Source organism: Pseudomonas sp. Irchel s3h14 (genome assembly GCF_900187425.1).
Taxonomy (GTDB): domain Bacteria; phylum Pseudomonadota; class Gammaproteobacteria; order Pseudomonadales; family Pseudomonadaceae; genus Aquipseudomonas.
Genome location: NZ_FYDJ01000018.1, coordinates 1 through 13,097, shown reverse-complemented (window position 1 = coordinate 13,097; position 13,097 = coordinate 1). Strand labels below are relative to the sequence as shown.

Here is a 13,097-nt window from a genome sequence, read left to right as displayed (position 1 = left end):
TCTGTTCCAAAAACCCGGATGTCCATGTCTTTGCCGCTGCCTGACGATCATCAATCCCTGCCCCCTGTCCTGGTCGGGCCGCTGTTGCGGCGTCTGGAGCCCACGCGGCTGGTGATGTGGCTGGTGGGGTCGCGGGCGTTGACGCTGACGTTGCGTCTGCAAGATCGCGACGCCATCCACCTCGACGCGAGTCAGTGCACGGTCATTGCGGTGGGCACCCAGGCCTTTGTTCATTTGATCGATGTGTCGCTGGACGCCGCCCTGCCCTGCGACACGTTAATCGAATACGACTTGCTGATTGACGACGCTGGCACAGGCATCGCCGATTGGGCCCCGCACTTGCTGTACGGCGACGCCCGCTGCCCAAACTTCGTCCTGCGTAAACGGGCTGATCATCTGCTGCACGGTTCTTGCCGCAAACCTCACCATCCGGCCCCGGACGGTTTGCTATGCGTCGATCGATTGCTGGAGGCCGAGCCGGACGCACACAAACGCCCGGCGCTGTTGATGATGAGTGGCGATCAGGTTTATGCCGACGATGTCGCGGGGCCGATGCTGCGAGCCATCCATGCCTTGATCAAGCGGCTTGGGCTGTTCGAAGAGCACCTCGAAGGTGCGGTGGTCAGCGATAGCGCCAAGCTCTACGAGCACCCCGCCAGCTACTACCATCGTGCGGATTTGTTACCGGCGCTGGAGAGCAACGAAACCCTGCGCGAGCGATTTTTCGGTGGGGCGCGTAAGCCGATTTTCACCAGCAGCAGTGCCGACAACCATCTGGTGACGTTCGCCGAAGTCATGGCCATGTACCTGCTGGTCTGGTCGCCAACACCCTGGACATTGATCGCCCCGCAACCACCGGCACTGACACCGGCAAGACGTGAGCGTTATGCGCTTGAGCAGACGCGCATCGATGGCTTCAAGGCCGGGCTTGGAGGCGTCGCCCGAGCACTCGCTCACCTGCCGTGCCTGATGATTTTTGACGACCACGATATTACCGATGACTGGAATCTTTCCGCGCAATGGGAGGAAACGGCCTACGGCCATCCGTTCTCCAGACGCATCATCGGCAACGCACTGATTGCTTACATGCTGTGCCAGGGCTGGGGCAACAACCCGGATGCGTTCGGCGCTGTGCTGAAGAAGGCCGGCGGCTTGAGCGCGACCGGGCATGACCACTACCTCGACAGTGACATTCAGGATGGGTTGATTGACGAACTGCTGAGATTTCAGAACTGGCATTACGTGCTGCCCACCAGCCCGGCCATCGTCGTGCTCGACACCCGCACCCGACGCTGGCGCAGCGAGATGAACCTCAAGCAACCCTCGGGTTTGCTGGACTGGGAAGCCCTCAGCGAACTGCAACAGGAACTGCTCGATCACCCTTCGGCCATCATCGTTTCGCCGGCACCGATCTTCGGCGTCAAACTGATCGAAACCGTGCAGCGCGTTTTCAGTTGGTGCGGTTATCCCCTACTGGTGGACGCCGAAAACTGGATGGCCCATCGCGGTGCGGCCCAGGTGATCCTGAACATTTTCCGACACTCGCGCACACCCGGTAATTACGTGGTGCTGTCGGGCGATGTGCATTATTCCTTCGTCTACGAAGTACTGATCCGACACCGCAAGGCCGCCCCGCGCATCTGGCAGATCACCAGCAGCGGCATCAAAAACGAGTTCCCGCCCGCGCTGCTCGAGTGGTTCGACCGCCTCAACCGCTGGCTCTACTCGCCCCGTTCGCCGCTCAACTGGCTGACCAAACGCCGGCGCATGCGCATTGTTCCGCATGTCCCGGAACATGCTGAAGCAGGTGAACGACTGTGGAATTCGGCGGGGATCGGGCAGGTGTTCTTTAATGAAAAAGGACAGCCGCAGGAGATCTATCAGCACAACTCAAACGGTTCGCCGAAGACGCGGATGGTTGCACCTGAGAATGACGACTGAAGGCTGATCGTTGATCGTTCCCACGCTCTGCGTGGGAATGCAGCCCGGGACGCTCCGCGTCCCTTTCGAGAGCTGGAACGCGGAGCGTCCCTTGAGGCGTTCCCACGCAGAGCGTGGGAACGATCGGAAGGGGGTAGCCATTTCATTATTTGATCGGTGTCGCTCATGAACCTCACTCGAACCCTGATCATCGGCAACTCCGGTTCTGGCAAAAGCTGGCTGGCCGAACGAATGGCCGAGCACCTGCAAGTGCCGTGGGTCGATCTCGATTCGATTCACTGGTTGTCCGACGAACACAGCATCGCCCGCCCCCGTGCCGAGGCGTTGGGCATGGCACGGGTGGTGGCCAGTGAAGAGCGCTGGGTGATCGAAGGCGTTTACGGCTGGATCATCAGCGAACTCTTGCCCCGGGCGACAGCACTGATCTGGCTGCGCGTTGAAGATGAGGAATGTGTCACCAATATTCGTCAGCGAGAGTCGCAGCGGGACAAAAATGACGAGTTGTTGATTGCGTTGCTCGCCTGGGCCGGTAGCTATCGTACGAGCGAAGACTCCAGTGGATTTGCCGCGCATCAGCGTCTGTTCGAAGGGTTTGGCGGTTCGAAACTCAAACTCAGGGATCGAACCGAAATCACAACATTCGCGAACACCGTGTTACAAGCCAACTAACTCACACTGTTGATCGTTCCCACGCTCCGCGTGGGAATGCAGCCCGGGACGCTCCGCGTCCCTTTCGAGAGCTGGAACGCGGAGCGTCCCTTGAGGCATTCCTTTGCTGCGCGTGGGAACGATCAATTGTGTATCAGGCCGCGCTCACCGCCCGGCAAACCCCTCTGACAATCATCTCCACTTCCCGCTCATCAATCGTCAGCGGCGGTAGCAAGCGAATGGTTTTGCCCCGTGTCACGTTGATCAGCAAGCCGTGATCCCGTGCGGCGATCAGGGTTAGGTCGCGAATCGGCTGTTTGAGTTCGATGCCGATCATTAAACCCTGGCCGCGGATCGCCAATACGTTCGGGTCGTCCGCCAATTCGATGCGCAATCTGGCCATCAGACGCTCACCCTGAAGCTTGGCGTTTTCCAGTAGCCCTTGTTCTTCGATGATCTCCAGCACGGTGCAACCGACCCGGCAGGCCAGTGGATTGCCGCCGAAGGTGCTGCCGTGACTGCCGGGGGTGAAGAGGTCGGCGGCTTTGCCCCGAGCCAGGCAGGCGCCGATGGGAATGCCGTTGCCCAGGCCTTTGGCCAGGGTCATGACGTCCGGAACGATGCCTTCGTGCTGAAAGGCAAACCACTGGCCGGTGCGGCCGATGCCGGTCTGGATTTCGTCGAGCATCAGCAACCACGAGCGCCGAGTGCAGAGTTCGCGAATGGCTTTCAGGTAACCGGGCGGGGCCATTTGGACACCGCTTTCACCCTGAATCGGTTCCATCAGGATCGCCACGATGCGCGGGCCGTGGGCTTGCTGCACCTTGTCCAGCGCCTTGAGGTCGCCGAATGGCACTTTGACAAAGTCCCCTGGCAACTCGTTGAAGCCCAGGCGCACGGCCGGGCCATCACTGGCGGACAAGGTGCCCAGGGTGCGGCCGTGAAAGGCGTTCTCCATGACCACCACCAGCGGTTGCTCAATGCCTTTTTGCCAGCCATACAACCGAGCGAGTTTCAGCGCCGTCTCGTTGGCTTCGGCACCGGAGTTGTTGAAGAACGCTCGCTCCATGCCCGCCAATTGCGTCAGTTTCTGCGCCAGCCGCTGTTGCCAGTCGATGCTGTAAAGATTGGACGTGTGCAACAGCAGCCCGGCCTGTTCGCTGATGGCTGAGACAATTTTCGGATGGGAGTGACCGACGTTGGTCACTGCCACGCCCGCCACCGCGTCCAGGTATTCACGACCCGCCTGATCCCACAGGCGTGTGCCCAGGCCCTTGCTGAAACTCAAGGCCAAAGGTTGGTAAGTGGTCATCAGGCAGGCGGCGGTCATGACATCAGGCTCCATCAATAGTCGGTGTTTTTGCAGTATGGTTAGCCACCTGAGCTAGATAAACGCTGCAACACTTCAATCATTTTAAAGCTGGGCTTGATAATGGATTTGTTCCAGGCAATGACCGTTTACGTCAAAGTGGTGGAAACCGGCAGCATGACCGCCGCCGCGTTGCAGTGCGAAATATCCACCACCATGGTTGGCAATCACCTGCGGGCGTTGGAGCAACGCCTGGGTGTGCGCCTGCTCCACCGAACGACGCGACGCCAACGGTTAACGGAATTCGGCACCGCTTATTACCAACGTTGCCTCGAAGTGCTGGGGCTGGTGGCCGATTCCGAACGGTTGGCCGAGCAGGCCCTCGACGAGCCGAGCGGCACCTTGCGCATCACCGCACCGCTGACGTTCGGCACCGAAAAACTGGCACCCGCCCTGAGTGAGTTCGCTCTGCTGTGTCCACGCGTCAAATTGGATGTGGTCCTCACCAATCGCCGTCCGGACCTGCTCGAAAACGGTTTCGACGTGGCGTTTCGCCTGGGCAATACCGAGGAGGCCCACCTGATCGCCCGTCCACTCCTCGACTACAGCCTGACCATGTGTGCATCACCGGAGTACCTGGCGCGCAAAGGCACACCGCAGAAACCCGATGATCTGCAACACCACGACTGTCTATCCTTTGCCTATCCGGCCGGCGATGACTGGCAGTCGGTGGAAAAACATTGGCGTCTGACCGGTCCCGAGGGAGAAGTGGCGGTAGCGGTCAATGGACCGATGTTGATCAACAGTTCGGCAGGACTGCATCAAGCGGCGCGAACCGGTATGGGCATCGTGGTGTTGCCGGATGCGTTGATGGAGCAAGATCTCAAGGACGGAAAACTGGTGGCATTGATGCCGAATTACCTGCCGCCGAGCCGACCGATGAACCTGATGTATGCCCAGGATCGCTACCGTTTGCCAAAACTGCGTAGTTTCGTCGACTTTGCCTTGCAGAGATGGGGCAAGCACTAGCAGGCTCAATACACCATCGACTAATCTCCTCGACAGGCGGGTCACTTAGATATCAGGGCGGCAGGGAGTGCGGAGATGGGTGAGGCGTCGAATATCGAGCCGTTGAAGTTCAATCTGCAGGATTTGAACGAAGACATGCTGCACACCATTCTGGAACTGGTCAGCGACGGCATCTGGGACTGGAACGCCAACACCGGGTTCGTCTATCGCAACCCCGGGTGGTACGAGATGCTCGGCTACCCGCCTCATTCCCTGAATAACAACGTGTTGACCTGGGAAAACGTGATCCATCCCGACGATTACCAGCACGTCATGGCACTGTTCGATGACTACCTGAATCAGCGCGCCCCCGGCTATCAGGCCGAATATCGCTGTCGCATGCAGGATGGCAGCTATACCTGGATCGAAGACCGTGGCTACGTACTGGCACGCAATACCGACGGCTCGGTGGCGCGGATGGTCGGCGCGCACCGCAGCATCGAAGACAAGAAACGCCTGTACGAAGCGCTTGAACGGCGCAACCAATCCCTTGAAGCGATCGTTGAAGAACGTACCCGAGAGTTGTCTCGCGTCAATCAGCAACTGCAAATCCAACTCGAAGAAAACCGCAAACTGGCGGAAACCGACACACTGACCTCAATCGCCAATCGTTATCTTCTGGAAAAAGCCCTGCCCCAGGCATGCGAACGCGCCCAGCGCTTTCGACAACCGCTGTCGCTGATTGCGATGGACATCGACGACTTCAAGAACATCAACGATCACTATGGCCACGCGCTGGGCGATGCGGCATTGGTGCGGGTGATCGATAGCGTGAAGCACTGCGTACGCGAGGGCGATCTGCTCGCGCGTTGGGGTGGCGACGAGTTCATCCTGATCCTACCCAATACAGCTCTCGCCGATGCCCGGGCCCTCGCCGAACGTATCCGCCATGGTCTCGCAAGCCTGCTGCCAGTGGGGGACTTTCAAGTGACCATGAGTTTTGGCGTGGTTCAGCGCTTTGACGAAGAACAACAGACCGGGTTGCTGGCCAGGGCCGATCAGGCGCTGTATCGGTCGAAGATCGCGGGCAAGAATGTGATTTCGTGGTAAAGGCTATGCCCTTCACTTCTCACATCCCCGCCTTCACCAATACCGGTTTCTCCTGATACCGATCCGGATAAAGCTTTTTCAGCTGCGCAACCTTCGGTAGATCGTTGATCACGATGTAGGGATAGGTCGGGTGCTCGGTCAGAAAGTCCTGATGCTCCTCCTCGGCCGGGTAGAAACCGTTGTAGGTCTCCAGCTTGGTGACAATGGGTTTGTTGAACGAACGGGCGGCGTCCAGTTGGGCGATGTAGGCCTGAGCGATACGCTGCTGCTCGCTGTTTTCCGGGAAAAGCGCCGAGCGATACTGAGTGCCGCTGTCAGGTCCCTGACGGTTGAGTTCGGTAGGGTTGTGAGCCACTGAGAAGTAGATTTGCAGCAAGGTGCCGTAGCTGACCTGACGGGGGTCGAAGGTAACTTCGACGGATTCCGCATGACCGGTATCGCCATTGCTGACCCGCTCGTACTGAGCAGTGTTGGCTGCACCGCCGGCATAACCGGAGACCGCTTTCTTCACCCCTTTGACATGCTGGAACACGCCTTGGACGCCCCAGAAGCAACCGCCGGCAAAGACCGCCCTTTCGCTGTCGGCCTGGGTGGTTTCGTCGAGGGTGGGTGGAGGAATAATGACCGCGTCTTCCGCCGCACCGAAGGAGAACGCCAGGCATTGGCCGATGACGCCGGCAGCGGCCAGGCCGAACAGGGTGCGGCGCCAGGTGAATAGGGTTTTCATGAGGCTGACTCCTGAATAAATGGGCTGACGATCAACCGAACGTAAACGCATACGCCGACACTCCGGGATCGAGAAACTCGATGCTGAAGGTCCGATCCGTCACGCTGCCGGTTTGGCGCACCAATTGGTACAAACGTTGTTCAGTCACGCTGCCGCTGCCATCGGGCGCCACGTCGGTACCGTGGTCATCGCCGGGGGCTTTTCCGTCAATCAACACTTTGAAACGCACCGGTTTACCGTCAGCACCAGGCCCCAACACCAGATGCAGATCACGGGCATGGAAGCGGTAAACGATGCGACTGGCCGGCGCGCTTGCAGTCGCCCGCTCCGAGCCGACATTCCATTGACCGTCCAGGCTCCAATCGTTGAGTGCCAATTGCGACGGAGCGCTATAGGCCGACACTTTGTCCGGCACCAGGCTGGTTTCAGGCACGAAATGCTCGGCACGCTGGTAGCCGACATAGGTTTCCGGCGATTGCACTTCGTTCATGTCCGGGGCCAGTTGAACACCCTCGGCGCTGGCATTGATCAGACCGTCTGCGACCTTCTCGGCACCCGCTTCGCGCAGCAGTTGCTGGATCACCCGTTCCGATTCGGCGTACTCGCCCTCACCAAAATGGTGATAACGGATGCGACCCTGAGCGTCGGCAAAGTAGTGGGCCGGCCAATATTGGTTGTTGAAAGCTCGCCAGACCTTGAAGTCATTATCGATGGCCACCGGGTAGTTGATGCCCAGGTCCTTCATCGCTTTGGTGACATTGCCTACGTCTCGTTCGAAAGCAAACTCGGGCGCATGGACGCCAATCACCACCAATCCCTGATCGCGGTACTTCTCGGCCCAAGCCTTCACATACGGCAGCGAGCGCAGGCAGTTGATGCAGGAGTAAGTCCAGAAATCCACCAGCACGACTTTGCCTTTCAAGGCCTGCGCAGTAAGGGGTGGCGAGTTGAGCCATTGCACCGCGCCATCCAGCGCTGGAAGGTTGCCTTCAATCGGCAGTGCGCCCGGCGTTTTGTCAGCCGCTTTCATTGCACTTCCAGAGGCCGGAACCTGCGCCATCATCGCCCCGCTAACGTTCGGTGATTGGCCGACCAACCGCCCCACCAACGCCTGCTCGATACCGCCGGTGGACGCCGTTGAAATCCGCGCCAGAATCCCGGTGTCGAGCCCCGAGGCGATCGCCGCGACACCGGCCAGCATTGCGGCGCCCAGGCCTCGACGCAGCCACTCGCCAGCGCCGATGGAACGTTTCATCGCCGCAAAGACTTTACCGCCCAGCAGCAGCGCCACCGCGAGGGAAGTTGCGGCGCCCGCGGCGTAGGCCAGCAACAACAAGGTGGTTGCGATGCTTGCCCCTTGTAACGCGGCTCCAGTCAGCAACAGACCCAGAATCGGCCCGGCGCACGGAGCCCAGAGCAGGCCCGTGGCGACGCCGATCAGGAACGAAGCGCCGGGACGCGGCCGGGGATCCGCGCCCGCGGCTTCCGACAGCCGGCTGCCAGCTGCCACCAGTGGCCGGGTCAGACGCTCAGCCAATTGAGGCAGCAACAGCGTCAGCCCGAACAGTGCAACGAACAGCAACGCGAGCCAGCGACCGTACTGATTGACTTGCACCACCCAACCACCGCCCACTGCTGCCAGCGAGGCGACGAGCGCGAACGTCAGCGCCATGCCCGCCAACAGCGGCAACCCGTTCTTCATAAACGGCTGCCCGGTGCGAGCGAAGACAAAGGGCAGCACCGGCAGGATGCACGGGCTGACAATCGTCAGCACACCACCGAGATAAGCGAGGACCAGAAGCCACATAACGTCGACCTGCATAAAGTGAGTGAAAGGGAGTACCCGCGGATCAAGTCTCCTGCGGCACAAACGTCATCGCCAGGCCGTTCATGCAGTAGCGCAAGCCGGTAGGTTTGGGCCCATCGTCAAAGACATGGCCCAGATGACCGCCACAACGCCGGCAGTGGACTTCTTCGCGCAGCACTCCGAAGGAGCGGTCCTGACGAGTGGCCACAGCTTTGTCCAGCGGTGCCCAGAAGCTCGGCCAACCGGTGCGGCTGTCGAACTTGGTCGCTGAAGAAAACAGCGGCAGATCGCAGCCGGCACAGGCAAACGTACCTTCCCGGTGCTCGTTGTTCAGTGGGCTGCTGTAGGCCCGTTCAGTGCCCTCTTCGCGCAGGATTTCGTACTGCTCGGCGCTGAGCATGGCGCGCCATTCACTGTCGCTGTGAGTCACCTCGAACACCTCCGCCGCGCTGGCATCACTGACCAGTGCAGAACTGGCGGAAAATTTTGGCAATACACCGATGACCAGGGCTGCAGCGCCTAGCCCGCCGCTTGCTACGAGAAACTGTCGCCGTGAAAACATGGTCGTCTCCGAAAATTCCAGGTGCCTGTCATGGAACACAGCCTAGGCTTGGGTTGATCGCCAAATCCTCACGAGAAGTTAAACAATTCGTGATAACTCAGGCCCCGGAAAACCCGCACAATGCGCTCATTGCGCCGAAGGATTGAGCTTGATGGAACAGACCAAACGCGTCCTCGTGGTCGAGGACGACCTGCATATCGCCGACCTTATCTGCCTGCATCTACGTGATGAGCAGTTCGAGGTGGTGCACTGCGCCGACGGCGATGAAGGCATGCGCCTGCTGCAGCAAGGAAGCTGGGACGCACTGATCCTCGACCTGATGCTGCCCGGCGTTGATGGCCTGGAAATCTGCCGCCGCGCCCGCGCCATGGCCCGCTACACACCGATCATCATTACCAGTGCGCGCTCCAGCGAAGTGCACCGGATTCTCGGGCTCGAACTCGGCGCCGACGATTACCTGGCCAAACCCTTTTCGATGCTCGAACTGGTGGCCCGGGTCAAAGCACTGTTGCGACGGGTCGACGCCATGGCCCGCAACCTGAAAATGGACGCCGGCAGCCTGATCACGGACGGCCTCGCCATCGACCCGATCACGCGCGATGTGTCCCTTGACGGTCGCCGTCTAGACCTCACGCCACGGGAGTTCGACCTGTTGTATTTCTTCGCCCGTCAGCCCGGCAAAGTGTTCTCGCGCATGGACCTGCTCAACGCCGTCTGGGGCTACAGCCATGAAGGCTATGAGCACACCGTCAACACTCACATCAACCGCTTGCGGGCAAAGATCGAAGCCGATCCGGCTCAACCGGCACGCATCCTCACCGTGTGGGGACGAGGCTACAAATTCGCGCCTAGGGAGGAGCAGCCGTGAGACTGACCCTGACTCAGCGCCTGTCTCTGGTGTTCGCCGTGTTGCTGCTGGTGTGCTGCGGCACGTCGGCCTGGATGCAGGTGCGGTCCAACAAGATGCATGAGCTGGAAGTGGTGCAAGGGTTGTCGCGGGATCTGGCCCGGCACATCGCCCATGACACCGTGCTGATGGACACCAAAGGCCTGATGCCCGACGCCGTGCGCGACCTGTTCAGCAAACTGATGCTGGTCAATCCCAGTGTCGAGGTCTATCTGCTCGACCCCGAGGGCCGGATTGTCGGCAGTGCTGCACCCGAGGGTCGGATACGCCGGGAGCGGGTCGATCTGGCGCCGATCCAGCGTCTGCTCAAGGGCGATGCCCTGCCGGTTCTCGGCGACGATCCGCGCAGCGTCGATGGCCGCAAAGTGTTCAGCGCCGCGCCATTGCAGGTCAATGGAAAACCGGTGGGCTATCTCTATGTGGTGCTGCTGAGCGAAGAGCACGACCGCTTCGCCGAACGCGGCGCCACCAGCGCCGCCCTTAATACCGCGCTGTTGTCCATCGGGCTGGTGGCGTTGCTGTGCCTGATTGCCGGTCTCACGGCATTCGCCCTCATCACCCGACCTTTGCGCCGCTTGACCGAAACCGTCAGCCAGTTCGACATCGATGGCGCTCCAGTAACACCCCCTGCGTCAGTCCCGGTGGAAAAAGCCGCCAGCCACGATGAAATTGCCATACTCGACGCGACCTTCCGGCAGATGCAGGCGCGCCTCGGCGAGCAATGGCGTTCGTTGACCCGCCAGGATCAGGAACGCCGTGAACTGGTGGCCAACATCTCCCATGACCTGCGCACGCCTCTCGCCTCGCTGCACGGTTACCTGGAAACCTTGTCGCTCAAGGACGCCACGTTGTCCCCCGCCGACCGCCGCCGTTACCTGGGCATCGCGCTGGATCAAAGCCGCAAGGTGGGTGGTCTGGCGCAATCGCTGCTGGAGCTGGTGCGCCTGGAACATGGCTTCGTGCAACCGGTGCTGGAGCGTTTCTCGCTGACCGATCTGGTGCAGGACATTTTCCAGAAGTTCGAACTGACGGCCGAGGCGCGCCAGGTCGAACTGAAGGCCACCTTCGCACCCAATGTTTCAGCAGCCTGCGCCGACCTTGGATTGATCGAGCGGGTGCTCACCAACCTGTTCGACAACGCCCTGCGCCACACCCCGCAAGGGGGAGAAATCGAGCTCAGCCTGCGCCCTGAAGGACCTTTTATCGAAGTTACCGTCAGCGACACCGGCCCCGGCATTGCTGCCGAACTGCGCGAAGGTCTGTTCCTGCGCCCGTTCAACATTGGCGGCGCACGGCGTGACGGTGGACTGGGATTGCGGATCGTGCACCGGATCCTGCAATTGCATGGCCGCGAGATCCAGCTGATTGACGTTCCCGGACGCGGCGCGACCTTTCGCTTTTCGTTAGCGGTGGATCAGCAAACGGCCGAGCAATTGGCGGTGCGGTCGATGAATCTGAATTCGCTGGGGAAATAGTCCACTGCCTGGGCCACAGCAACGGCTAATATCCCGGCACCCATTTCGGCAAGGACGCTGCGCGATGCTCAACACCCTGCAAAACACCCCATTGTGGGTTTACGCGATATTTCTGCTGCTGTGCTACTTCGGCGTCAAAGCCCTGTCCCCGACCCGTGAAAGCAAAACTTCATTGCTCGTCACAGCACCGATATTGCTGGGCTGGTCACTCTATTCGCTGAACCTGACGCTGAATCCGCAGCTATCGGTCAGTTGCTGGTTGGCCGCCGTCATCCTGGGCAGCCTCGCGGCGCTGCTGATTTTCCCACGCAAGGGCATTGAGCTGGATGATCCGCAAACCGGCCTGATCGTGCCGGGCACGCTAAAAACTCTGGTGCTCTATCTGCTGTTTTTTGCGGTGAACTATTACTTCGGCTACCAGGATGACGTTCACCCGGAAATGGCCGCCACCGTGGAGATGTTGCTGCTCAAGGCGTCGGCTTCCGGTTTTGTCTGTGGACTGATCAGCGGTCGGGCGTTGACGTTTTATCGGCTGCTGCTGACACTTCAGGCAAAACGCCCCCAGATAGCCGCCGGTTAAAAGCCGCTGTACCAAAAATGATGACCAGCCGCCTGTTCATCCGTGACAACGCCGCCTCGGTCCAATAGATTAGGCGGCCTGAAAAGGCCCAGAGCTTTCTCGCCTCAATCCAAGTTAAAAGAAGTAGTGAAATTTCAATGTCCGATTCCAATACCGCTGAATCCGTAGTCACCTTGTCGTCCAAAGCGGAATACGAAAACTCCATCAATCTTTCACAGCACGTGCCCCAGGCCAAGACCATCAGCGAGATGGTCCTGGACGCTTTCCAGTCCACCCGGGAAAGCGACCAGATCCGCGAGCTGCGCGCCGCGATTCGCCAGGCTCACGACAGCTTCGACGACGACAAAGCCTACCAATTGATGGGCGAACTCAAGCAGCTCAAGGACGCCGAGGCTGCCGACATTGCCGCCCTGGAAGACTTGAGCAGCAAATTCCCGATCAGCCGGATTCTCTCCAGTTTCAAGGACGACCCGGCATTTCAGGAATTGGTCTATGGCCTCGCACTGAAAGTGCTGAACCAGACTCATCAGGCCGTCAGCAACCCGAGCAGTGGCAAAAGCAAGGCTGCTCGCGCCAAGAAAGATGTCGAAGTGTTCACCATCAGCAAAGACGGCATCAGCGTGACGTTGCCGCTGCGCACCCCGCGTTCGCGACTGAACGTTGACCGTGAAGCGCTGGAGTTCCTGGGCTTCACCTTCGTCGGCGAAGGCGAAGAAGCCGAACTGGAAAGCGAGACCTTCCTGGACAATGCCGGGGCCGAACAAGCGGTTAACCGCAAGAACATCATCACCGCGCTTCAGCAGCAAACCGCGTTCGATGGCTACAGCATCGCCGCGCAGTAACACGATCCATCAGCGGCGCTTCGGCGCCACTGACCCAAGAGCCTCGCCCTAGAGCGTAATGCTGTTCACTTAAGCATTTGAGTCAAAGCCGGGCTTATCCGAAAATCCGATGCCAGACCTCTGGCATCGGATTTTTTATGTCTGTTCAACAGGACCTGCTCGACCTCGGCGACCTTTTCAA

12 protein-coding genes are annotated in these 13,097 nt (G+C 59.8%); 8 read left to right on the top strand and 4 right to left on the bottom strand.

All coding sequences use genetic code 11. The features are described from left to right. Nucleotides 1–18: 18 nt before the first annotated feature. Both CKW16_RS24995 and CKW16_RS24985 read left to right on the top strand, forming a co-directional pair. Entirely contained in the window at nt 19–1,941 is a 1,923-nt protein-coding gene (locus CKW16_RS24995) for an alkaline phosphatase D family protein (protein ID WP_095131511.1), read from the top strand. A 165-nt stretch (nt 1,942–2,106) separates the two neighbouring features. After that, nucleotides 2,107–2,610, top strand: coding sequence for an adenylate kinase (locus tag CKW16_RS24985; protein WP_095131507.1), 504 nt, complete (start codon nt 2,107–2,109; stop codon nt 2,608–2,610). A 133-nt stretch (nt 2,611–2,743) separates the two neighbouring features. On the opposite strand, the gene CKW16_RS24980 is transcribed toward CKW16_RS24985, so the two are convergent. After that, the gene (locus CKW16_RS24980; RefSeq protein WP_095131505.1) at nt 2,744–3,919 is read right to left on the bottom strand and encodes an aspartate aminotransferase family protein; all 1,176 of its coding nucleotides are present in this window, start codon (nt 3,917–3,919) and stop codon (nt 2,744–2,746) included. Between the two features lie 102 nt (nt 3,920–4,021). Here CKW16_RS24980 and CKW16_RS24975 point away from each other — a divergent pair, with 102 nt between their 5' ends. Continuing rightward, a complete protein-coding gene (locus CKW16_RS24975) occupies nt 4,022–4,927 on the top strand; it encodes a LysR family transcriptional regulator (RefSeq protein ID WP_095131503.1) in 906 nt (301 codons plus the stop codon). Nucleotides 4,928–5,002: 75 nt separating this feature from the next. Continuing rightward, the gene (locus CKW16_RS24970) at nt 5,003–6,016 is read left to right on the top strand and encodes a sensor domain-containing diguanylate cyclase (RefSeq protein WP_095131501.1); all 1,014 of its coding nucleotides are present in this window, start codon (nt 5,003–5,005) and stop codon (nt 6,014–6,016) included. 19 nt (nt 6,017–6,035) lie between these two features. On the opposite strand, the gene msrA is transcribed toward CKW16_RS24970, so the two are convergent. The 3 genes from msrA to msrB are packed head-to-tail and all read right to left on the bottom strand — an operon-like array spanning nt 6,036 to nt 9,112. Next, entirely contained in the window at nt 6,036–6,743 is a 708-nt protein-coding gene (gene msrA / locus CKW16_RS24965) for a peptide-methionine (S)-S-oxide reductase MsrA (RefSeq protein WP_095131499.1), read from the bottom strand. Between the two features lie 31 nt (nt 6,744–6,774). Further along, nucleotides 6,775–8,550 carry a cytochrome c biogenesis protein DipZ gene (locus tag CKW16_RS24960; RefSeq protein ID WP_095131617.1) on the bottom strand — a complete coding sequence of 592 codons (1,776 nt, stop codon included), beginning with the start codon at nt 8,548–8,550 and terminating at the stop codon, nt 6,775–6,777. Nucleotides 8,551–8,593: 43 nt separating this feature from the next. Beyond that, a complete protein-coding gene (gene msrB / locus CKW16_RS24955) occupies nt 8,594–9,112 on the bottom strand; it encodes a peptide-methionine (R)-S-oxide reductase MsrB (RefSeq protein WP_095131497.1) in 519 nt (172 codons plus the stop codon). Nucleotides 9,113–9,263: 151 nt separating this feature from the next. Between msrB and CKW16_RS24950 the strand changes: the two genes are divergently transcribed. From CKW16_RS24950 to CKW16_RS24935, 4 genes are all read left to right on the top strand, one after another. Next, complete coding sequence (locus CKW16_RS24950; protein WP_095131495.1) at nt 9,264–9,980, top strand: response regulator transcription factor; 717 nt, start codon at nt 9,264–9,266, stop codon at nt 9,978–9,980. Then, complete coding sequence (locus CKW16_RS24945) at nt 9,977–11,494, top strand: HAMP domain-containing sensor histidine kinase (protein ID WP_095131493.1); 1,518 nt, start codon at nt 9,977–9,979, stop codon at nt 11,492–11,494. The genes CKW16_RS24950 and CKW16_RS24945 overlap by 4 nt, the downstream gene beginning before the upstream one ends. A gap of 64 nt (nt 11,495–11,558) precedes the next feature. Further along, entirely contained in the window at nt 11,559–12,074 is a 516-nt protein-coding gene (locus CKW16_RS24940; RefSeq protein ID WP_095131491.1) for a hypothetical protein, read from the top strand. Between the two features lie 137 nt (nt 12,075–12,211). Further along, nucleotides 12,212–12,916, top strand: a complete 705-nt coding sequence (locus CKW16_RS24935; protein WP_095131489.1) for a hypothetical protein — start codon at nt 12,212–12,214, stop codon at nt 12,914–12,916. Nucleotides 12,917–13,097: the final 181 nt, after the last annotated feature.

Bases quoted from the DNA above. Each gene is read 5' to 3' on its own strand.
- CKW16_RS24995 (WP_095131511.1), top strand. From the start codon at position 19: ATGTCCATGTCTTTGCCGCTGCCTGACGATCATCAATCCCTGCCCCCT.
- CKW16_RS24985 (WP_095131507.1), top strand. From the start codon at position 2,107: ATGAACCTCACTCGAACCCTGATCATCGGCAACTCCGGTTCTGGCAAA.
- CKW16_RS24980 (WP_095131505.1), bottom strand. From the start codon at position 3,919: ATGACCGCCGCCTGCCTGATGACCACTTACCAACCTTTGGCCTTGAGT.
- CKW16_RS24975 (WP_095131503.1), top strand. From the start codon at position 4,022: ATGGATTTGTTCCAGGCAATGACCGTTTACGTCAAAGTGGTGGAAACC.
- CKW16_RS24970 (WP_095131501.1), top strand. From the start codon at position 5,003: ATGGGTGAGGCGTCGAATATCGAGCCGTTGAAGTTCAATCTGCAGGAT.
- msrA (WP_095131499.1), bottom strand. From the start codon at position 6,743: ATGAAAACCCTATTCACCTGGCGCCGCACCCTGTTCGGCCTGGCCGCT.
- CKW16_RS24960 (WP_095131617.1), bottom strand. From the start codon at position 8,550: ATGTGGCTTCTGGTCCTCGCTTATCTCGGTGGTGTGCTGACGATTGTC.
- msrB (WP_095131497.1), bottom strand. From the start codon at position 9,112: ATGTTTTCACGGCGACAGTTTCTCGTAGCAAGCGGCGGGCTAGGCGCT.
- CKW16_RS24950 (WP_095131495.1), top strand. From the start codon at position 9,264: ATGGAACAGACCAAACGCGTCCTCGTGGTCGAGGACGACCTGCATATC.
- CKW16_RS24940 (WP_095131491.1), top strand. From the start codon at position 11,559: ATGCTCAACACCCTGCAAAACACCCCATTGTGGGTTTACGCGATATTT.
- CKW16_RS24935 (WP_095131489.1), top strand. From the start codon at position 12,212: ATGTCCGATTCCAATACCGCTGAATCCGTAGTCACCTTGTCGTCCAAA.